8 protein-coding genes are annotated in these 22994 nt (G+C 62.7%); 5 read left to right on the forward strand and 3 right to left on the reverse strand.

Annotation, left to right across the window (positions count from 1 at the left end; genetic code table 11):
* Positions 1 to 65: 65 nt before the first annotated feature.
* Both ACZIRK_RS09610 and ACZIRK_RS09615 read left to right on the forward strand, forming a co-directional pair.
* Positions 66 to 1064: a FecR family protein gene (locus ACZIRK_RS09610; protein WP_463327253.1), complete on the forward strand. Its 999-nt coding sequence runs from the start codon at positions 66 to 68 to the stop codon at positions 1062 to 1064.
* Between the two features lie 164 nt (positions 1065 to 1228).
* The gene (locus ACZIRK_RS09615) at positions 1229 to 13309 is read left to right on the forward strand and encodes a filamentous haemagglutinin family protein (RefSeq protein WP_463327254.1); all 12081 of its coding nucleotides are present in this window, start codon (positions 1229 to 1231) and stop codon (positions 13307 to 13309) included.
* A gap of 78 nt (positions 13310 to 13387) precedes the next feature.
* On the opposite strand, the gene ACZIRK_RS09620 is transcribed toward ACZIRK_RS09615, so the two are convergent.
* The 3 genes from ACZIRK_RS09620 to ACZIRK_RS09630 are packed head-to-tail and all read right to left on the reverse strand — an operon-like array spanning position 13388 to position 17725.
* Positions 13388 to 14359, reverse strand: a complete 972-nt coding sequence (locus ACZIRK_RS09620; protein ID WP_463327255.1) for an HlyD family secretion protein — start codon at positions 14357 to 14359, stop codon at positions 13388 to 13390.
* Entirely contained in the window at positions 14346 to 16676 is a 2331-nt protein-coding gene (locus ACZIRK_RS09625; protein ID WP_463327256.1) for an ABC transporter permease, read from the reverse strand. Before ACZIRK_RS09625 ends, ACZIRK_RS09620 begins: the two co-directional genes overlap by 14 nt.
* Complete coding sequence (locus tag ACZIRK_RS09630; RefSeq protein WP_130229208.1) at positions 16673 to 17725, reverse strand: HlyD family secretion protein; 1053 nt, start codon at positions 17723 to 17725, stop codon at positions 16673 to 16675. The genes ACZIRK_RS09625 and ACZIRK_RS09630 overlap by 4 nt, the downstream gene beginning before the upstream one ends.
* A gap of 407 nt (positions 17726 to 18132) precedes the next feature.
* On the opposite strand from ACZIRK_RS09630, the gene dinB reads away from it, so the two are divergent.
* The 3 genes from dinB (at position 18133) to ACZIRK_RS09645 (ending at position 22920) form a co-directional block, all read left to right on the forward strand.
* Positions 18133 to 19380 (forward strand): DNA polymerase IV, encoded by a 1248-nt coding sequence (gene dinB, locus ACZIRK_RS09635; protein WP_463327257.1) that lies wholly within the window; start codon positions 18133 to 18135, stop codon positions 19378 to 19380.
* 198 nt (positions 19381 to 19578) lie between these two features.
* Positions 19579 to 20631 carry an NAD(P)-dependent alcohol dehydrogenase gene (locus tag ACZIRK_RS09640; protein ID WP_456641320.1) on the forward strand — a complete coding sequence of 351 codons (1053 nt, stop codon included), beginning with the start codon at positions 19579 to 19581 and terminating at the stop codon, positions 20629 to 20631.
* Positions 20632 to 21249: 618 nt separating this feature from the next.
* Complete coding sequence (locus ACZIRK_RS09645; protein ID WP_463327258.1) at positions 21250 to 22920, forward strand: aromatic/alkene/methane monooxygenase hydroxylase/oxygenase subunit alpha; 1671 nt, start codon at positions 21250 to 21252, stop codon at positions 22918 to 22920.
* The last annotated feature ends 74 nt before the right edge of the window (positions 22921 to 22994 follow it).

Consider the following 22994-nt stretch of genomic DNA (forward strand, 5'->3'; position numbering starts at 1 on the left):
GCAAGAATTCCTGCAATCGTCGCCGGCATTCTCACGGTAGAATCCGCGAAAGGTGCAGCATCGAGATGAGTAACGTACATCCAGGTCTGGATCCGGTGGAGCGGGAAGCGGTCGACTGGCTGCAGAAGCTCACATCCGGAGAGATGACTCCGAAGGACGTGGCGGCGCTGGAACTCTGGCGCGCGCGCAGTCCTCTGCATGAAGCCGCCTTTTTGGAGGCGAAGCGCCTATGGCGTACGGCTGGTGTCGCCGGCCATGCTCTGTCGGGTCCGGATGAAAGCTTCCTAGCCAGGCTCGATGCGCTGGGACGGCGCCGCAGGATGAGCCGTCGCGCGGTATTGAGCGGCGGCGTCGCGGCTCTTGCCGCGGTATCGATCTACGGCGTGTTCAACCCGCCGTTCGGATTTTGGCCGTCACTGTCCGAACTGAATTCGGATTACCGCACGGGCACCGGCGAGCAACGCCATGTCACATTCGCCGGCGACGTGGCGATCGGCCTGAACACGCAGACGAGCCTGGCCGTCCGTCCTGCGGAAGGAATCGAAGATCGCATCGAGTTGATCTCCGGCGAGGCATCGTTTGCAACATCGATGCGCCCGGCGCGATCGCTCGTGGTCCTGGCGGCGCACGGCAGGACGATCGCCGAATCCGGCCGGTTCGATGTCCGCTACACCGCAAGCGGCGAGCGGTCCCCGGTCAGCGTGACCTGTTTCGACGGCGCGGTGCGGATCGAACGTGGAGCCGACGTTGTGGCCCTGCGACCTGGCCAGCGCGTGCGCTATGACCTTGCGGGACTGAGCGAGATTGCCGCAGTTGATCCGCAGCTAGCCTCGGAGTGGCAGCGCGGCATCGTCGAATTCCGCGGCACGCCGCTCGTCGAAGCCGTGGAAGAAATCAATCGATATCGACCCGGCCGCATCATCTTGATGAACGCGGCCTTGGGCCAGAAACAGCTCAGCGGTCGCTTTCGTATCGGTCAGATGAATGAGGCGCTGCTGGGATTGGGGCGCGCGTTCGGCGCAAAACTGCAGCGGTTGCCGGGTGGAATCGTGCTGCTGAGCTGATTCGGACGGGACGGGTAAAAAATTTCTCAAAAAAATCTTCCGAAAGCGTAGTCAACGGCCACTCGGGATTCGGTCTTAGCGGTGAGACCTCTCTTGACCCCCGAGGCGGCGGCGACTTCCGGCTGCAGCGTCAGGGGCGTACCGTCGTCTGAAGGAGCCGCCCGATGTCCGCCCGTTCACCCTCGACCGCTAACGGTGCCATGCGCCGCCATGCCCGTCACGCGGCGCTGCGAACCGGCGTCAGCGTGGTGGCGCTGTTCCTGGCCAATACTGCAGTGGTGGCACGTCCATTAGGCGGACAGGCACCGACACCATCGGCGGCGGCGATGGCTGCATCGCAGTCGGCGGCGCAGGACGCGGCGACGGTCGCCAAGCAAAGCCAGGATGCGCTGGCGCGGGCCACGCGCGCCATCCAGGCGATGCAGGCGGTGCAGGACGCGGCGCGCAGCGCGGCGCAGGCCGCGCAGCGCTCCGCGACGCTGCCGCAGGTCGCTGTGCCGAATGGGCTGGCGCCGGGCGGCCTGCAGGCGGCGGCTGGATGGCAGGGCGCCAATGCGCCGACGCAGGCCGTCGATGCCAGCGGCCAGACCCAGGTCGGCATCCAGCAGACCCGGGCGCAGGCGATCCTCAATTGGAATTCGTTCAACGTCGGCGCGCGCACCACGCTCACCTTCGACCAGCAGGGCAATGCCAATTGGGTGGCGCTCAACCGCGTGGTCGGCAGCACATCGCCGAGCCAGATCCTCGGCAACATCAAGGCCGACGGGGCGGTCTATGTGATCAACCAGAACGGCATCATCTTCGGCGGTGCGAGCCAGATCAATGTCGGGTCGCTGATCGCCTCGACCGCCAATATCACCGATACCCAGTTCCTCAATAGCGGCATCTACTCGCGGCAGGAAAGTGGCCAATACGTGCCCAGCTTCACCGATGCTGGTGGGGCCGTGAAGGTCGAGGCCGGCGCGCTGATCTCGACCCGCGCGCCGTCGTCGGCGAAGCAGGGCGGCGGCTTCGTCCTATTGATGGGCACCGAGGTCAGCAACGCCGGCGCGATCAGCGCGCCGCGCGGTCAGGTGCAGCTTGCGGCCGGCAACGATTTCCTGCTGCGGCCAGGCTACGGCACCGACGCCAACCAGGCCTCGACCACGCGCGGCAACGAGATTTCGCCGATCGTCCGCGATGCGCTTGCGGTCGTTGGCAATTCCGGCCTGATCTTCGCGCAGCAAGGCGACATCACATTCGCGGGTCGCAGCATCGGCCAGGACGGCGTGCTGGTTGCCACTACCTCGGTCAACACCCGCGGCACCATCCACCTCCTGAACGCCGCCTCCGACGCCGCCGGCAGCGTCACGCTCGGCAGCGGCAGCCTGACCGCCATCCTGCCCGAGCTCGGCAGCGCCGAGACCGCGCTCGACAGCCAGCGCAACCAGTTGATCGCCGATTCCAACGCCTTCACCCACGTTCCGACCGCCAACGCCCAGTTCAACAATCTCTCGCTGCTCGCCGATCGGCTCGACCAAGGCCGCGTCGAGATCGTCAGTGGCGGCAACGTGGTCTTCAAGGATGGCTCTATCACGCAGGCGCAAGGTGGCCAGGTGGCCGTCAGCGCCGGTCGCCGCGTTTTTGCCGAGAATGGCACGGTGATCGATGTCTCGGGCGTGCGCGGCGTGCTGCTGCCGATGTCGGCCAACAACATCATGGTCAACGTGCAAGGCAATGAGCTGCGCGATTCACCGGTCAATCGCGATCAGGATTATCTGAAGAACGCAGATGTCTGGATCGACGCGCGCAATCTGGTGCTGGTGCCGGCTGGCACAGGCGGCTATGCGACCGACCGCTATTATACGCCGGGCGGTCTGCTCGAGGTCTCGGGCTATCTCGCCAATACCGCCCATCGCATCGGGGAATGGACCGCGCTCGGCGGCACCATCACGCTGGCGGCGCCGGAGGTGGTCGCGCAGAAGGGGGCAGTGTTCGACGTCTCCGGCGGCTCGGTCAGCTACGAGGGCGGCTATATCAGGACCACCAACTTCCTCGGGGCGGATGGCCGAACCTACAATATCAACAATGCGCGCGCGGATATGCAGTTCACGGCGCTCGGCGGCGGCTATGTGCGCAAGCACTATGTCGAGGGCAAGGTTTACGATAAGCTGACCGAGATCTGGGCGTCCCCGTTCGGCAAGGGCAGTGTCTCGACCCGCTGGGAGGATGGCTACACCGTCGGCCGCGACGCCGGCTCCCTTATCCTGTCGACGCCGACGTCGATCTTCGAAGCCACCATCCTCGCCGACATCGTGAAGGGTGAGCGCCAGACCGGGAACCGGCCTTCTGGCACCGCCGACGGCTACAAGCTGCCCCAGGATGTCGCGCCGCTCCAGGGCAGGCTCGCGCTCGGCAGCTACTCGGGGATCGGCCTCACCGATGCGTCCGCCGCACGCGTCGTCATTGGCCGTGTGTCTGATGTCACTGAGGCGCTGAACGACACATCGGCGTTGCCCGACAGCCGCATCGGCACCGCGTTGTTTGATGTGGACGCGATCAACGCCGCCAGGCTGGGCGGTCTCAATTTTGCGAGCAGCAAGGAAATCGTCGTCGAGGCGCCGCTTGAGCTTGCGCCCGGCGCAGAGGTGACCTTCGCGGCGCCGCATGTCGATATCGGCGCAAACGTCACGGCTCATGGCGGCAGTATTACGCTGACCAATCTCATGCATGCCGTGCTCGGCCAGGGGCAGAACGCGAAATGGTGGGCGCTCAACGACGCGAACGGCAATTCGCAGGTCACGATCGGCGAAAGGGTTGCCATTGATCTCAGCGGATTGTGGACCAACGAATTCCGCGACACGCAAACCGATTCATCACGTCTCGCGCATCTTGATGGCGGAAATTTCACCGTCTCGACCACAGGCGGCATCACGCTTTCGAAGGGTTCGCTCATTGACGTGTCGTCAGGCGGCGCGATCCTGGTGGATGGCAAAACCAAAGGCGGCAAGGGCGGCAATGTCAGCCTCGTCGCCAATGATTATGCGCATCTGGCCTCGACGCAGTTCTTCACCAATCCGCTCATCCTTGAGGGCGTTATCCGCGCGTATGGTTTTGGCGGCAGCGGCACGCTGACATTGGATGCGGGCCAGGCGATCGCGATCGGCAAGGCCGTGGCCGATGCGCTGGTGCTCGACCCCGAGCTGTTCCGGTCCGGCTTCTCCGCGTACAAGATCTCCAGCAACACTGGCATGGAGATCGGCGAGGGAACGCGCCTTGACGTCGAGGTGCCGGTCTATCGCTTCACGGACAAGAGCTATGACGCGGCGACGGGAAGCCCTGTCGCGGATGCCGCGGAGCTGTGGACGCCGCCGAGCTTCATCATCAATCCCGTCGCGCATAGCGTCACGCAGCGGGTCGGCGCCGATGTGACGCTCTCGAGCCTGCATGATTTCACGCTGGCGAAAGGCGCCTCCATCAATGTCGATGCCGGGCGCTCCGTGTCGGTTTTCGCCAATCGCCAGACCGTCATCGACGGCGCGATCACGGCGCCCGCCGGCAATATCCTGATCACGAGCCTGCAGGACGCGCCCGGCGACACCAGGTACAATTCCGGCTATGGCGAATTCGCCCTGACCCGCTCGATCTGGATCGGCAGCGAGGCGGTGCTGGATGTCTCCGCACGCGGCGCGGTGGGACGCGATGAGCGCGGGATTGCTTACACGGCTGTACCGGACGGCGGCACGATCCGCATCGGCGGCACGGGCGCGGTCGACAACGTGGGCGTGCCCGTCGTCAGTGATGCGTTTGTGATCCTTCGTCCCGGCGCCTTGATCGATGCATCGGGCACCTCCGCGCTGGTCGATGTCTCCACCGGCAACGGCTATGTCTCGACGCCTGCCGCCAGCAATGGCGGGACGATCTCGCTCTATTCCGCCTTCGGCATCACGCTCGACGGTACCTTGCGAGCAGCTAGCGGCGGCAGCGGCGCCTCCGGCGGAACGCTGAATCTGACGATGGCTGAACGAGGTTATACGTTGGGGCAACCCAGCGCGAACGCGCCCTATGCTATCGGCGAACTGACGGAAGACTTCCAGAGATCGCGCGATATCACCCTCGTGCAGTATGCGGGTCGCAGTGGCCTCAGCGCCGATCTCAAGCCGGGTGAGGACGATCCGACATTGCAATTCGGGCGCACCGTGATCGGTGTCGACCAGATAGAGCAGGGTGGGTTTGGATCGCTATCGCTCTCGACTCGCGATCTCTTTGTTTTTGGCGGCAATATCGATCTTCAGCTTTCGCGCAGCATCCGCTTGTCAGGCGGTGTGATAACGGCGCCCTCCGATCAATCCAATGCCAGCATTCGCCTTGCGGCGCCTTACGTCCGCCTGGATGGGTTCAACTACAGTGGGACAAAGCCCGCAGCGGGTGACAATGCCAGAGGCTATTATCCCGGCATCAATGTGCCGAGCGGCTTCCTTCTTGCTGCTCCTCAATTGATCGCGAAGGACAGTCATTTTACCATCTCCGCCGATCTCATCGATCTCTACGGGGATATTCATTTCGGCGCGGCGGCCAAGCAAGGTTATGGCTCAGGACTGATCCGAGATGCCGTCGCCTATGGTTTTGACCAGGTGACGTTGCAAAGCCGCGGTGATCTTCGGGTCGGCGATGCCACAATCCGTGCTGACCAAAACGAACAGGTTGGCGGCCTCAATGCCTATAATCTCACGCTGATCGCAGACCAGATTTATCCTCTGAGCGGCGCGGTCGCCATTATCAGGGCTGGCCAGCGGGCCGGATTGGACAATGGCGGCTATGCCCCAGATACCCGTCTTACCATCCGCCGCAATGACGATCAGACACCGGCGGTCCCGCCTTCGGTGTTCGGCGGTGTCGCCTTTTTCGCCGCCAATATCGACCAGGGCGGCGTTCTTCGCGCACCGTTGGGCCATATCTGGTTCAACAATTATGATGATACCGCGGCCAATGACGTGCCGCCTGACGCACGTATCACGTTCCGCAGCGGTAGCATCACCTCCGCAAGCGCAGCCGGCTTGATCATGCCTTTTGGCGGCACCTCGGACGGGATCACCTATCAAGGCGCGGACGGCACACTGCGCAATCTGGCGGGCGCATCTTACGATGACCATCACGGCTACAAGATCGCGAGCGGTATTTCGATCGATGCCGCGTCGGTCGTGGGTGAGGTTGGAGCCGTGCTCGATCTCAGCGGCGGCGGCACGCTCACCGGCGCGGGCTTCATCTCCGGCCGAGGCGGTTCGGTCGATGTGTTGAAGACAGCGCTCGTCAATGCCAATCCGGTCAACAGCTACAGCGCCGCCGGCAACAAGGTCTATGCGATCGTGCCCGGTTACGCCGCTGAATATGCGCCGGCGATCGCGACCAACGGCGCCGGCGATCCGGCGATCGGTCAGCAGATCACTCTTCCCTCTGGCGTGCCGGGACTGCCGGCGGGCACCTATACGCTGCTGCCCTCCAGCTATGCGCTGCTGCCCGGCGGCTATCGCATCGAGCTTGGCTCGACGGGAACCACCACGTTTGCGCCCGTGACCATCGGCAATGCCTCCGTCATCACATCGGGCTATCTCGGCGTCGCCAACACTGGAGTTAAGGACGCGTTGCCGACCAGGGTGATCTTCAGCTCCGGCCAGAGCACGCGCCGCTACTCGCAATATAACGAGACGAGCTATGCCGATTTCGAGCGCGCGCGGGCGGCCCAGTTCGGCGGTCTCCGGCATCGTCTGCCAGAGGACGGCAAGGTGCTTGAGATCAGTCTCCTGCCGCAGTCGGATAATACGAAGTCGCTGTCCTTCGCCGGCACCGCGCTGTTCGATGGCGCCAAGGGCGGTATCGACGGGACGCTGATCGTCATGCCGTCGGCCACCTCGTTGGGGCCTGCCGTGCTCGACATCACGGCGCCAGGGGCCGTGCCCATAGCCGGGCATACGTCCATCTCGAGCGACGACATCAACGCCTTCAAGGCATCGACGCTCTTGCTGGGCGGCACGAGCCTGTACTTCGAGGAAGACAACCCCGGGGCCGGCGCCAACGTTTATTTCGACGGAGGCACGACTGCGGCCGTCAACCTGCTCGATGGCGCCATCATCCGCGCGGGCCAGGTCTTCCTGGTCGGCAAGGCCGTCAACATGGCGGGCGGCGCGACCATCGATACGCGCGGATTGCGCAGCAACGCCGTCGATTCCACGCTCGGTTATGTCTATGCCAACATAAGCCCGTATCTGTACGCGGATCCCAATTTCAGTCCGGCCGTGCTCGCGGTCGCCAATGGATGGTTCCAATTCCTGAACGCCGTTGGCCCCGGCAAGATCGACATCGCGAGCGGTGCATCGCTGCTCACTGACGGCAGTGTGGTGCTGGCCGGGCCGGGCGGGCTCACCATGGGTGACGTCAATTTCGGCGCACGTTATCTCAACGTCACGCAGGAGCAGGTCAATGTCGGCACGGAGGCCGCGCTTGCTGCGGCGCAGGCCGCGGGCCAGCTTCCTTCGGGTTGGAATCTCGCCCAGAGCGTGCTCGACAAGCTCCTGCGGCCGTCGACGACCGCCGGGGTTCCCCCGCTCGAACAACTCATTCTCACGGCAAACGGCGCGTTCAATCTGATCGGCAACGTCGCGCTCGACACCACGCGGCAGGAGGGAGCGCAGGATCCGCTCAAGCTCGTTCTCAACACGCCGGCTATCTACGGTCTTGGCTCCGCGAGCGACACGGCGAGCATCAAGGCCGATGTGCTGATCTGGAACGGCATCCGCACCGGCACCGCCGCTCCGTATGGCAGCCAAGCGCCGGCCAGCGTCATGCCCGGCGGTCCCGGCACGGGATTGGGGCATCTCGCCATCACGGCGAACGAGGTTCTGTTCGGCTACGACGCTTCGCAGAGCAAGCCGACCGATGGCGCAACGCTGAATCGTCTCGCGCTCGGCTTCTCGGATGTCACGCTGACGGCGTTGAGGCGCGTCACCGCGAACAGCGATGGCACGTTCAAAGTGGGCTTGAGCCAGGACAGTCAGGGCGCCTTGCAGGGCGGGAATCTCACCATCGCGGCCCCGCTGATCACGGCGAGCAATGGCGCGAAGCTCGATGTCACCGCGGGCGGCGCTCTGCGTCTGGTCGCGCCGGCTGGGGCCGCGCCCGCGGACACACGCGGCGTGACAGATCTCGGCGGGACGGTTTCCTTTGGCGGCGACAGCGTCTTTGTCGATACCGCTTTTGCCTTGCCCTCCGGCAAACTGACGTTCAACGCCGCGCATGACGTCGTGCTCGGCGGAAACGCGGTGATCGACCTGTCAGGCCGTGCTATTTCCTTCTTCGATGTCACGAAATATAGCTGGGGCGGCGATCTCGTTCTGAATGGCACGAGCGGCGATATCATCCAGGGCGCCGGCTCGGTGATCGATGTTTCGGCGGTGAACAACGCCGCGGGCTCGATCACGACCAAGGCCATCGACACTGCACATGGGCACGTCTCGTTCGGCGGCACGATCAGGGGGGCGTCGACGGGTGATTTCGAGAGCGGCCAGTTCACGGTGGCGGCGCAGGATTTTGGCGATTTCGCCGCATTGAACGCGAAGCTCAATGACGCCGGCTTCTTCAGCGCGCGTAGCTTCGATTTGCGTCAGGGCAGTCTTGTCATCGGCAACGGCATCAAGGCGCGCTATGTGACGGTCTCCGTCGATCAAGGCAGCCTCACGGTCGACGGCAGGATCGATGCGAGCGGGACGAAGCCCGGCACCATCCGCCTGTCGGCGCGTGACGATCTGACCTTGACGCGGAACGCCGTGCTCGATGTGCATCACTCCGTGCTGCAGACCGACAGCTATGGTGCGCCGATCGAGGCCAACAACACCGCGCATGTCGAGGTCACGAGCAAGCAAGGCAGCATGACGCTAAGGCCAGGCGCAACCATCGATATGTCCTCGCCGGACAGCGTAGCGCGCGGTAAGCTGGAGCTCAATGCGCCGCGGCGCGGTGACACCAATGACGACGGTATCGGCGCCAATGACATCGCCGTCGACGCGCGCGGCCCGCTCGATATCCGCGGAACCAGCAGCATCGCGATGAACGGCTTCCGCACCTATCAACTTCCGGGCGGTAGCGTCATCGATCAGGCCTACCTCGATGGTCTGCATGCCGACAGTGAGGCATTCATCAACGCGGCACTCCAGAATGGCGACTTGCATAATCGCCTTGCCGGGCTTGCGGCCTATGGCTCCGCCTTCCATCTGCGGCCGGGCGTTGCCATCACGTCAGATGGAGATCTCTCGACCAACGGCGATCTCGATTTCTCCGGTTATCGCTATGGACCAAAGGTCGATCCGGCCGCGCCAGGCTCCGGCGAACCGGGCGTGCTCGTCGTCCGTGCCGCCGGCGATTTCAAGATCAACGGAAGCATCAACGACGGCTTCGCACCGCCGCCGAAATCGCCCGACGCGCTGACGGTGCTGATCCCGGCAGGTACCATGCTTGGATCAAATTACACGGTCACAATGGATGACGTCATAATCGGCAACGGATCGACCATTCCGAGCAACGGCACAATCAACCTGGAACTGAATCTCGTCGACGGAAGGATCGTGCAGAGCCCGAACGCCGCAAATCCACTTCCCGTCGCGATGACCTTGTCGGAGCCCTTCACTATAAAAGGGCCCAATGTTCAGACCAGGAAGCTGAATGGCGGGCGCATCATCACGCCGGAAAAGACCTACAACCCGGGTGATACGCTTCTGGTCAACACAGTATTTCCGATCGGCACCGTGTTCGAGAAAGGCCTCTATTTTACCGGGCAGGTCTTCATCAACTCAGCCATCAATCTGGTGCTTCAGCCTGTGACGTTGCCGGCGGGGTCCAGCCTTACCCTGTTCGGGGGTTACACGTTCGATGCCGATACGCCGCTTCCCAAGGGCACGGTGCTGCCGGCCGGCATGACGAACGTGAAGGTGACCGGGCCGGGCGATCGCAAGGTGTGGGCGATCGCACCCATGCTCGCACCGGGGACGCAATCCTGGTCGATGCGGCTTGTGGGCGGTGCTGATCTTGCAAGCGCCGACAGTCGGGGGCTGAAGACGGCAGACAGTCTCGCTGGTTCAGGCAATGTGGTGTTGAACGATCCCTTCCAGGTCACGCTCGTTGGGAGCACGTCGACCTCTGGCGTCAGCGTGGTGCGCACCGGCACCGGGGATCTCGAGCTTCTCGCCGGCGGCAATTACGAGCAAAAATCACCGTTCGGGGTCTATACCGCCGGCACTGCGATCAAGGAGACCGGGACCGCGGCCAACGATCCTTACAACGCCAGCCGGGGCACATTGTCCGATGGCACGGTGCTGGGCTCAACAAACGCCGCGTATGAAGCGACGCTTGGCTCGCAGCGGATGTATTACACCGAGCATGGCGGGGATTTCCTGCTAGCCGCGCAAGGTGACGTGAAGGGCACGCTGACGCCGCGCGCGGACGAGGTTGGAAGCTGGCTGTGGCGCCAGGGTGGTTCGGAGATCGGCCAGCGCACGGCATGGGGCATCAATTTCGGCAGCTATACGTTTGATCAGATCAACACCAATAACGCCGCTGCTTTGAATCTGTCCGCTTTCTCCGGCCTCGGTACGCTCGGTGGCGGCAATGTCACGCTGCAAGCGGGCGGCACGCTCGGCGGCGACATAGGTCGCGGCGTGGTCATCGCCGTCGGTGGCAGCGGCCGAGTGATGGGCGATGGCAGCCTGGTCCAGACGGGCGGCGGCACGCTGTCGGTGAAAGCGGGCGATATCGGCACCGGTGGCAATCAATTCGTCAGTCTGCGCGGGACCATGGATGTCGCGACAGGAGATTTCGGTAGTCTCACCGCGACAAACATTCGTAACGATAGCGGGACGGACCCGCGGCCGATCAATCCGCTGACGCCTTATTCGATGACCACGCTCTATGGCGGAGATTTCGCGCCGGGCGACAGCGTGATCAATCTTCGCGCGCGCGGCGATCTGGCCGTGGGAACCATCCTCGATCCGGGCCGCGTCGGCCTCACGGCCTGGACGGACGCGAATAACGGTCAAACGAACGGTGACGGCGCGAGCTGGTTCACGCTCTGGACGGGGCAAACCGCCGTGAACATGTTTGCCGCGGGGGGCTCGCTCCAGCCGGGCAGCGGCGCAACCTATTCCCGATACCTGCCCCCTATCGTGCGGGCGATCGCCGCGAACGGCAATATCTATAACCCGGGCGGAGGGCTGATGTTGCCGTCACCGAGTGGCGAACTTGAGGTGCTGGCGCAAGGATCGATCTTCGGCGACGGTAAGGAGATGGGTCCCTTGGTGACTCCGACAACGGCGTTGGCGACGCCGTTCAAGCCGGCCTGGGTGATCCTGAATGATGGGCTTAACATCACGGCCTCTAACTATTTCGGCGATTACGCGAATGCGGCTGACCAAGTCGGTGGAGGAATTGTCGTCTATTCCTACACGAGTGGTGGGCACCCCTTCGCCTTCGATTCAAGCACGGTGAAGGATAAAGCCCCGCTGGACCAAGGCGATCCGTCTCAACGCAAGCCGTCACACATCTATGCGGTGAATGGCGACATCACGGGCATCAGATATGGCCGGATCGTCGACCAGAGCTGGACCGCCCCCGATCAGAGCATCGTTGCAAACACCTATTATCAGGCTGCAAGGCCGCTGCGGATGCTCGCAGGCGGAGATATCGTCAATACGATGGGTCTGATCCTGCACACCGATCAGAACGACGTGTCCACCATCGCGGCCGGCGGCAACATCATCTATGCGGGCGCTCCCTCGTCCACCAACGGGTGGCGCGGAGGCTTGGCGATTGCCGGCCCCGGCACGCTCGAAATCACAGCCGCCAAGGACATCTATCAAGGGTCGATCGCGACGGTCGAAAGCATCGGGCCGTTGCTCGCGGGCGACAACCGGCCCGGCGCCGGTGTCGTCATGCAGGCCGGCGTGGGTGCGGGCGAGATTGGTGTTGGGCAAGTCGACTGGACCGGCTTTGCGAAGCTCTATCTCGATCCAAAAAATCTCGTGGGCGAGGGGAAACTCGCCGACCAGCGCGGCAAAGTCGCCAAGACCTATGAGGCCGAGCTCTACGATTGGCTGAAGGTACGCTTCGGCTATAGCGGGGCCGAGGCCGATGCGCTCGGTTACTTCTTCACCTTGTCGGCAGCGCAGCAGCGCATCTTCCTGCGGCAGGTCTATTACGCCGAACTGACCGCAGGCGGGCGCGAATACAACGAAGATGGCGGCCCACGTGCCGGCTCTTATTTGCGCGGGCGCCAGGCGATTGCAACGTTGTTGCCGAACGATGCCGCCTATGGTGGGGATATCACGATGTTCTCGGCGGCGGTCGCGGCCGGCGCGGGTAAGACGACCGTTCAAAGCGGTTATGTGCACACCGATTTCGGCGGCGACATCCAGTTCCTGGTGCCGAACGGGGAGGTCACGCTCGGGACCGAGGGGCTGTCGCCGGGCGCCGATGCCGGCCTCATCACGCAAGGGGCAGGCGACATCCAGATCTATTCGAAGGGCAGCGTGCTGCTTGGCCTGTCGCGCATCATGACCACGTTCGGCGGCAATATCATCGTCTGGTCGGCGGAAGGCGACATCAACGCCGGCCGCGGCGCCAAAACCACGGTGATCTACACGCCGCCCAAACGCGCCTACGACAGATACGGCAATGTCACCGTGTCACCGGTCGTGCCGTCCAGCGGCGCCGGCATCGCGACGCTGAGACAGATCGCGGAGGTGCCGCCCGGGACGGTCGATCTGGTCGCGCCGCTCGGCACCGTCGATGCAGGCGAGGCGGGGATCCGCGCATCGAGCTTCGTCAACATCGCAGCCTTGCATATCGTCAACGCCGCCAACATCCAGGCGCAAGGCGGCGTCGTCGGCGTGCCGCAGGTCCAGGCACCCAACATCGGCGGCCTGACCGAAGCCTCGAACACGGCGGGCGCCGCAGCCCAGCAAGCCACCGTGCCGCAGGCGCGCGCCGGCGAGCAACCCTCCATCATCATCGTCGAGTTCCTCGGCTTCGGTGGAGGAAGTGAGGAAGATCGCCCCAATAGCGAACAACAGCGGAACCGTGGCAGACAAAGCAACAATTATGACCCGAACAACATGGTCCGCGTTCTTGGCAACGGCACATTTTCCGCGGAGGACACCAAGCAGTTGACGGCGTTGGAGCGCGATGCGCTCACCCGCCAGGTCGTCGCGCCAAACTCTCCATAATTGGCATGGAGCGATCTGCCTGGGAATGTCGTGTCGTTGGTGGTGACCGCTACGGGACGGGAAGGCAGTGCGTTGTGGTCACTGCTTGATCCAAACAGTCATACCTGGCTCGAGGCTGGCCGCCTCTCCCTGTGGGTCGAGGCGCAAGCGTAGCGTATTGCGGTCGTGATCGCCAATCACGCGCTCGGCCTGCCAGGTCGCAAAGACGCCGAGCGGCCGCAGTTCGGTGATGGCGCTCTTGATCGCGCCGTCGTCGCCGTTCCGCACCACGCCGACTGTTTCTCCGACCGCGAGACCGCTCAGATGGTCTTCGCGCACATTGAATGAAAGCCACTGCTTGCCCGCCGCTTCGACCATCAGGATCGGTTGACCCGCGCGAACGTTCTCGCCGACTTCTGCGGCGATGACGCTGACCACACCGTCGGCGGGAGCACGCAAGACCATCTTGTCGAGGCGACGCTCGAGCACCGCGACCGCAGCCGCTGCGGCCTGCACCTCTGCATCGGCGATCGCGCGTTCCTCCTGGGTCGGACCCGCCACGGCCGCATCGTAGTTCGCCTGGGCCTCCGCCACATCGGCACGTGCGCTCGCGGCGTCGTTTTCGGCCTGGTCAAGCGCCTGCTGGGACTCAAAGCTCTGACGCGCCAGCGTGGTGGTTCTTGTGAGCTGGGCCTGCACATAGTCAAGGCGGGCCTTTGCCTTGGCGATTGCAGCTTTCAGAGAGTCGACCTGCTCACGCCTGACGCCGGCATAGACGTTGTTGCGGTTCGCGGTTGTTGAGGCGAGCGCGGCGCGCGCCTGGTCCACCTGTGCGGTCAACTCCACCGCCGAGAGCGTCGCGAGGACATCGCCGGCATGTACCTGCGCGCCCTTCTTGACCGCAATCGAAACGAGTTGGCCGTTTACTTCCGGCTCCACCCTGACCTCGGTCGCCCGCACGACGCCAACGATTGCGGACGGCGATCCGGAACCACGGACGGAATAGATCACAACGCCCGCGACGAGCGCGAGTGCGATCGCGGCGATGGCGACACGCCTAGCTTTGCGCACGTGTCTGCCCTCTCTTGACGGCAAGCGCTGAGATCACGGCGAGCACGAAATAGGCGAGCGCCAAGCACCACAGTCCAAGCCAATCGTGTGCGACCTCCCAAATGCTGGCGCCGAGCTGGTTGATGCGCACGAGGCCGTCAATCGCGAAGTCGGCCGGGAACAGTCGGCCCAGGGCGATGGCCACATCGGGGATCGCCTCGCGCGGCCATGCGAAGCCGGCGGTGAAGAATTGGGGCAGGCTGGTTGCAAGGAGCAGGATGGTTGCATTTTCGGGCCGCGTGAACCAGGCGCCGACGGCCTGCCCCATGAAGCTCGTCGCAAGCAGGAAGACGGCAGCAAGCGCGAGCAGTTGTGGAAGATGCCCGAGCGTTGAAAAGCCATAGATGCGCGGCAGCACGATGAGATAAAGTGCGAGCGCTGGAAGGTAAATCGTCAGATGGGCGATGCCGCGGCCGAGCACGCCGGCGAACGCTCCGCCGCCGGTTGCCAGCGCAGTACGGGTCAACATCGCCGCACCGATCAGAAGGGTTTGCTGCAGGATCAGCACAAACGCCGCTGGGACGATGTAGCTTGCATAGCCGCCCACGGGGTTGAAGATCGGCTGCAGCAGAATGTCGGCCGGGCTCGAACTCGCCAGCTTCGCCTTGACAAGGCTTCCATCCGAGCGTGCGCCTCGCGAAACAAGCTCGGACGTCAATGTCCCGATTGCGGTGGCGACCCCGCTGGCGGTCGATCTGAATATGAACAAATAGGTGGCATCCGCGTAGATCGGAATGTGAGCGGTGATGCCCTTGAGCACGTCGCGCTCAGTGTTTGGGGGGATTTCGACGGCGGCAAAGGCCTTCCCACGATCGATTGCGGTGCGTGCCTCGGCGAGTGTACGGGTGCGGACCGCAACGCTCAATGCTCCGCTCGCATCCAGCGTCTCGACGATCTGGCGGCTGAGATCGCTCAGATCGTTGTCGACGACCGCGATGGGAAGCTTGCGCAGGATCTGATTCAGATAGGGTTGCGGATAATAAATGCCGTAGACCAAGGGAGCCAGGAACAGGAGGGTGAAGGCGCTCCGCGCGCCGAGCACGCGCCGCCACTCCGCTATGAAGGCGCCGCCGACGCCGCGGGGCGCGCGGCCGATCTCTGATTGCTCGACTGGTCGCGCCGTCTCAAACCAGCCCCTGCGCTTGAGGCTCGCCATACGCAGCAAGGCGAGGCCAGCATAGAGCATCGTCAGGCCGGCGAGCGCCGCGAACGGAATGGCGGAGTCCGACACCGGCAACCCGCGTGCCGCTTGGCCCAACAACACGGCCATGTACCAGCGCAGCGGCAGTATCGCGCTCCAGACTTGCGCAAACGCATTCATGCCGATCGCGGGGAAGCCGACGCCGGCGTAGCCGAATGCAGGAGAGGCAACGAGGCCCGCAAGTCCCAGCCCCGTCGCCAGATCGCCGACCAGGAGCTGCAGCAGGGCACCGAGCGAGAGGTAGGCTACAATCAGGAGCGAGCCGGCGGCCACCATCAACGGCAGGTCTCCCCTGAAGGGGACTTGCAGCACGCCCTCCAGGAAGAGCGGCTCGGCAAGCATGATGAGGAGGAAGATGCCGAAGAGGGGCGCGAGCTTGCCGGCTAGCGCAACGACCGGATCGCCTCCGGCACTTTCGAGCCAGGCCCGCGCGTCGCGCCGGCGGAATTCGGAGCCGACGGAATAGCCTGCCGCGAGCGTGATCACTACATGGATGATCGTCGGCAGCAGCGCACGGAGCAGGAACTGGGCATAGTTCTTTTGCGGATTGACAAGCGCGATGGTTTCCCCGGCCATCGTTCCGATCGAGGCTGGTGTGGGCGCTGCGTGCTTCGCGGGGGCTGCCACGGCGGCTGCGGCGGAAAGCGCATCGCTCAGCCCCGAGGAGGCAATGCCGGCCGCCGTCAGGAACTGCTGGTTGTAGAATCCAACCACCTGCGGACGGCGTTGAGCCTGCAGGTCGCGCTCGAAATCCGGTGGGATATAGATTGCCGAGATCGCCTTTCCGGACCGTATATCCTTCACGGCCGTGGACAGCGTACCGGAGCGGTCGACGATTTTCAGGCTCGGAGATGCCGCGACGTATTCCACCAGGGCACGCGAAGCGTCCGACTTGTCCTCGTCGACGACCGTCACCCCGAGCCCCCGGATGACCGGATGGCTGAAGACCGTTGTGAGAACCACGAACGCGAAGAGAGGCACGCCAAAGATCAAAAGTAGCGCCACACGATCGTGAAACAGCCATTGGCACTCGCGCTGTGCGACCAGCAGAAATCCCGGTCTTGACGCCAGCCTCATTGCCGCGACCGCCAGTCGAGATAGGCACTCATACCCGGTCGCAGCTCGGGCACCGGCTGGACCGGGTAGGCACGAATCGAAAACGTCCGCAAATCGAAATCGCCCGAAGCACGCGTGGCCCGCCAGCTCGCATATTCGCCCTTGGTTGCAATAAGCTTGACCTCGACGGTGACGCGGCGGTCATCGAGAGCCGGAATGCGGACATCAAATCGATCGCCGACCTTCAAGCCCTTGACGAGATCCTCGCGAAGATCGAAGTGAATCCAGACGTCGCCCAGATCGATCAAGGTAACCAGCGGCACGCCCGGCGATACGTATTCGCCAGGCTCAATATTGCGCTGATAGATCTGCGAGGCGACGGGGGCATAGACCACGAGTTGATCGATGATCGATTGAACGCTCTGGATATCGGCAGTGGCCTTTTCGACGTTGGCCCTGGAGATCGCCCGCTCCTCCTTTGTGTAGCCATTGACAGCCTGGTCGTAGGACGATTTGGCCTGATCGACTGCGCGCTCGCTTTCGTGCAGCGTGTCGGTCACTTGGTCGAGACGGGCTTGCGGCGCATTGCCTTGCTGGGTCAATGTGTAGGTACGGTCAAAGGTCTTCTGGGCAAGCACCTGGGCAGCCTGCGCCCGCTCCATTGCCGCTTTCCGTGCGGCAATGGTTTCCACCCGTGTTCCGACGAGGACGTTGGCAAGTTGAGCCTCGGCGACAGTCTTTGCTGCCTTCATTTGCTCGTGTTTGGCCAGAGTTTCGGGATTGTCGATCCGCACGAGCACAGCGCCAGCCGGAACGTTCTGGCCACGTTCGACGGGAATTTCCTTGACCCGCCCGTCGACACGCGCGGCTATATCCAGCCGCGTTGCATCGACCTCGCCCTGGACGAGCAGTGGTTCCGGTCGCAAGAGATAGAAGACAGAGAGCGCGACGACGGCAGCTGCAACGATGCCGACAATGATGGAAGGAGCGCGCGTCGCGGTGCGGGTGTTTTTCTCTCCGTCCCTTGGTGCGTCGGACGTACTTTGAATTTCCTTGTCAGAGATCGGCATGTCCGCGCCTGATTCCCCTTTCCGTGACCGGGGTAGTCGTTTGCTAGCCTTGGTTGTTAGGTCTGTCCAATCTCGATCCGCTGAATTCCGCGAGCAAAAAGATCAACTATCGGCAGGGTGCATGTCAACCTCTGCCCTTATCAGGTACCGTCCGCTCGTCACTGGGGATGATGGTCTCGTCTCGATATCGGTATGCTGTACGGAGACCTGATGACGGCCGTGCAACAGGAGCCTTTCGCTCAATCGCGTTCCCGTGAGCTGAAGAGAGAACGGTCGCTCAACCAGGCCCAGGCTTGAGCAGCCAATAGCTTCTCAGCCTTTGTGAAACGGGGCTTGACACGCGTTCCAACATGTTCGCATTATGTTCTCAATGAATTTCGGTCAAATTTCACCGGTGAACGCTCTGGATGGCAACGGCGGCCACCATCCTTCATGCAGACCTTGATGCCTTTTACGCCTCGGTCGAGCAACTGCTCGATCCTTCGCTGCGCGGCAGACCTATCGCTGTCGGTGGCGGGGTTGTGCTTGCTGCCTCATACGAAGCCAAGGCGTTCGGGGTTCGAGGTGGTATGCCGGGACGGCACGCACGCCGGCTATGTCCGCAACTCACTTTTGTCGGCGGCCATTTCAAGGACTACCAACGGCTGGGTGATGCTGCCATCAAGGTGATCGGCGATTTCACGCCACTGGTGGAGCGTATTTCCATCGACGAGGCGTTTGCCGACGTTGCCGGCTGCACCCATCTCTTCGGTACGCCCGCCGAAATTGCAAAGACAATCCGCCAACGCGTGCGGATGGAGATCGGTCTTGGGATCTCGGTCGGTGTGGCGCGCACCAAGCATCTGGCGAAAATTGCCTCGCAAGTGGCGAAGCCAGATGGGCTCGTGGTCGTGGATCCCGACACCGAACTGGAGTTCCTTCACCGCCTGCCCGTCGAGCTGATGTGGGGAGTGGGTCCCGTCACGAAGGCGCAGCTCGCCGAAATCGGCGTGCTGACCATCGGGCATCTGGCAAAGACACCGGGTTGGTCGCTCGAGCGCTTGCTCGGTCCCGCTGCAGGCGAGAAACTCGCGGCGCTGGCATGGAATCGCGATCCGCGGGAGATCAAGTCTCACTGCCGGGCCGGATCGGCAGGGGCGCAGTCAGCGATTGGCAGGAAGCCGGCCGAAGAGCGGGTTATTCGACCCACGCTGCTTCACCTCGCGGACCGCATCGCTACGCGACTCCGGGCGAAGTCCAGGCCCGGTCGAACCGTGACGGTCCGCGTTCGCTTCGCCGACCTGAGCTCGGTGACGCGCTCGGTAACGCTCGATGCGCCGATCTCCGCGACCATGATTCTTGCTGAGATCGCCGAGGAACTGGTGCGAGCGATTCTTGCAGATCATCCGGACCAGAAGACCATCTCGCTATTGGCGATCTCCGCGTCGCATCTTGAGGAGCACTGGGATCTCGAGCTCGAACTCCCGCTTGAACTTCAAGATGAAGCGCGCCGCCCCGGCACCAGGATAGGCATGGCCCGTTGGGCGGCTGATTGCGCCGTCGACAAGATCCGCGATCGCTTCGGATGGGATGCGATCGGATACGGCCCGGCAGCGCTTGGCATTTCTCGTTCCGTGCCCGACGAGTTTCGCAAACTCGCCGAAAAAGACCTCTAACCCTCGAAAGCCTTGGCCCGACAAGCGACCGGTGGGTACGAGCTCCTATTTACCAGCTAGCCGCCAGCGGCAAAGACCTCGCCGTTCCTGACGTGCTTAGATGCGCGCGCTTGTGCTGTACAGCTCCGCTGGCACGAAAAATGCTGAGGCGCCTCCGCGATGGCGAGCGCAAAGCTCGCCGGGCAGACGGAGGACAACATGAGAGCCCAAGTATTGAGAGCGTACGACGAGAAGCTTTCCAACGACCAGTGGGTCAGCGAAGAAAAAGCGCCTGATCCCAAGTTGACTAAATCGACTGATGTCATCGTCCGCATCGGTGGTGCTGGCGTATGCAGGACCGACCTTCATATCATCGAAGGTGTATGGAAGCCGCATATGGATCCGACCGGCGACAAACTGCTACCCATCATCATGGGACACGAAAATGCAGGTTGGATCGAAGAGGTTGGCAAGGAAGTCGAGGGAGTAAAGAAGGGTGACCCGGTCATCGTTCACCCGAAGATCACCGGTGGCACCTGTCTCGCCTGTCGCCGAGGCTTCGATATGCATGGTCCCGGCACGTTTCCGGGGCTTGATTGCAACGGCGGCTATGCAGAATTCCTTTGCACCTCCGAACGCAATATTGTGCCGCTGCCACGGACTCTTGCACCAAAGGATGTGGCGCCTTATGCGGATGCGGGCCTCACGGCCTATCGCGCGGTCAAGAAGGCCTCTCGTCACCTTTTGCCGGGCGAATCCTGTGTCGTAATCGGTGCAGGTGGGTTGGGCCACATCGGAATCCAGTGTCTCAAGGCGATGTGTGCGGCCGATATCATCGTTGTCGACAAGTCCGAAGCGTCGCTGAAGCTGGCCGAAAAATCGGGCGCCGACCATCTGGTGAAAGCTGACGGCAACGAAGTGGCAGCCGTTCTGGCATTGACTGCCGGAAACGGCGCGGAAGCCGTGATCGATTTTGTTGGCGAGAAAGGCACGACGTCCAAGGGGCTGGCGATGACCCGCCCGATGGGCAGCTACTACGTTGTTGGCTACGGTGAAGACATCCGCGTTCCGACCGTGGATATGGTGATCACCGAGAAAAACATTATCGGCAACCTGGTCGGTACATGGGCCGAGCTAACGGAGTTGATGGCGCTTGCGGATCGGGGTTTGGTCGAACTCGCAACCGCCGAATATCGCCTCGCGGACGCCAACAAGGCACTGCACGATCTCAACGCCGGCAAGATCCATGGACGCGCAGTTTTGATTCCTTGACAAAGAGTTCTAATCCATCGCGGGCATCCGTTTGCTCGCGATGGATTTGGCGTCCGCCCGTCATATGCCATGGCGGACTTGGTCCAAGCGAGTGACCGCTATTGCGGCGCAAACATTGCGATGCAAACTGACGCCTCTGCGTTGCAGCGATTCTCATTTTGCAATTCCTGTCGCAATTTGCGTCTCGATCAGTCGTCAAGCCGAGAGCCGTGCGGGCGCGACCGTCACTCATCTCATGCTCACGTCATCAGAAATCATCTGGCGAGGCGCTCGGACGAGCTGGCACGCCCATTGCAAAGCTCCTGAGCACAACAACGCTGACTGGTCCATCGTCTGGGGCGAGCCGCGAAAAGAACGAGGGAAGGGGATGTCGAGCTGAGGGCGTATCTTCTGCGGGACAACGCAATTGCGATCGAGGCCGCTGGTTCCATGATCGCTGCTGATCGTCCGCAGAGCGCTCCACAGTCATCCTGAGACCCTTGCCGATATCAAACGTCCGGTCGTGAGAACGGCCGCGAGGTGGCCCGTAACGCACGGGTAAGCACTGCCCGGCCCGTCGAGGCGCAGGGCAGGCGGAATATCGATGTGGTTTCTGACTCGATCAGGAGGATAGACTAGATGTCTGGAACGCTAACGCTCAACAGGATCACCGCCCAGCGCGGCATTTCCGTCGGTGACGCTGCAAAGAAGATTGCAGATCTCGGCTGGAATCCTTCCTACGTCCAGGAAGCGATGACCTTCCCCACGGACTACAAGATCACGAAGGCGCCGAAGGACCCGATGAAACAGGTCCTTCGCTCCTATTTCCCGATGCAGGAGGAAAAGGACAACCGCGTCTATGGCGCGCTTGATGCGGCCCTGCGCGGCGACATGTTCCGCAACGTCGAGCCGCGATGGGTCGAGTGGATGAAGCTGTTCCTGGCGATCATCCCGTTCCCCGAGATATCGGCGGCGCGCTCGATGGCGATGGTCGGCCGTCTCGCTCCGGGTGAGGATCTCCGCACCGGCTTCACGATGCAGATGGTCGACGAGTTTCGTCACTCGACGATCCAGATGAATCTCAAGAAGTGGTACATGGAGAACTACATCGATCCGGCCGGGTTCGATATCACGGAAGAGGCGTTCGGCAAGTGCTACGCCACCACGATCGGCCGTCAGTTTGGTGAGGGCTTCATCACCGGTGACGCAATCACTTCGGCGAACATCTATCTGACCGTCGTGGCTGAGACTGCCTTCACGAACACGCTGTTCGTGGCGATGCCGTCCGAAGCCGCTCGCAACGGCGACTACGCGCTTCCGACCGTGTTCCTTTCCGTGCAGTCGGACGAAAGCCGGCACATCGGCAACGGCCATTCGATGCTGATGTCCATGCTCAAGGAGCCCGACAACCATCTGCTGATCGAGCGGGACCTGCGCTATGCCTTCTGGCAGAACCACGCGATCGTCGATGCCGCGATCGGAACCTTCATCGAGTATGGAACCACGAACCGCGACAAGACCAAGGAGTCCTATGCGGAGATGTGGCATCGCTGGATATTCGAGGACTATTATCGCACCTATATGCTGCCGCTCGAGAAATACGGCATCAAGATCCATCATGACGACGTCCAGACAGCCTGGAAGCGCCTGACCGAGAAGCACTACGTGCACAGGGTCGCGCAATTCTTCGCGGTTGGCTGGTCGGTGAACTTCTGGCGGATCGAAGCTCAGACCGACAAGGACTTCGAGTGGTTCGAGCATAAATATCCGGGCTGGTACGCCCAGTTCGGCGAATTCTGGAAATGGTACGAGAAGCTGTCGCATCCCGGCCAGACCAACATCCTCTTCAATAGCGATGTTGGCTACGTCTATCCGCATCGTTGCTGGTCGTGCCTGGTGCCTTGCCTGATCCGTGAGGACATCGTTACGGACGAGATTGACGGCAAGCTCTATACCTTCGCGCATGAGCTGGATCGCTGGACTGCCGTGCAGGCATTCGCCGGCGAATACGAGGGACGACCGACGCCCGCGATGGGCCGGTTCAGCGGACGGCGGGAATGGGAAAGCTGCTACGATGGCTGGGACCTCGCCGATGCGATCAAGGACCTCGGCTTCGTCCGCACTGACGGCAAGACGCTGGTGCCGCAGCCACACCTGCGCTTCGACGAGAAGGAGATGTGGACGCTTGACGATGTCCGCGGCCACACCTTGAAGAGCCCGCTGCTGACGCTGCGAGAAATGAGCCCGGCCGACCGGGAGGCGCATCTCGCCGAGTATCGCAAGGGATTCACCATCAATCCCTGCAACTGACCCAAACGGAAGGAGCCGGCTCCGGTCGGCTCCTTCTCTCAATCCCTGAAAGTTCTGCAAGCCTTGGTTTGAGG

It is taken from the genome of Bradyrhizobium sp. Leo114 (assembly GCF_055229415.2).

Bases quoted from the DNA above. Each gene is read 5' to 3' on its own strand.
- ACZIRK_RS09625 (WP_463327256.1), bottom strand. From the start codon at position 16,676: ATGAGGCTGGCGTCAAGACCGGGATTTCTGCTGGTCGCACAGCGCGAG.
- dinB (WP_463327257.1), top strand. From the start codon at position 18,133: ATGGCAACGGCGGCCACCATCCTTCATGCAGACCTTGATGCCTTTTAC.
- ACZIRK_RS09610 (WP_463327253.1), top strand. From the start codon at position 66: ATGAGTAACGTACATCCAGGTCTGGATCCGGTGGAGCGGGAAGCGGTC.
- ACZIRK_RS09630 (WP_130229208.1), bottom strand. From the start codon at position 17,725: ATGCCGATCTCTGACAAGGAAATTCAAAGTACGTCCGACGCACCAAGG.
- ACZIRK_RS09640 (WP_456641320.1), top strand. From the start codon at position 19,579: ATGAGAGCCCAAGTATTGAGAGCGTACGACGAGAAGCTTTCCAACGAC.
- ACZIRK_RS09615 (WP_463327254.1), top strand. From the start codon at position 1,229: ATGTCCGCCCGTTCACCCTCGACCGCTAACGGTGCCATGCGCCGCCAT.
- ACZIRK_RS09645 (WP_463327258.1), top strand. From the start codon at position 21,250: ATGTCTGGAACGCTAACGCTCAACAGGATCACCGCCCAGCGCGGCATT.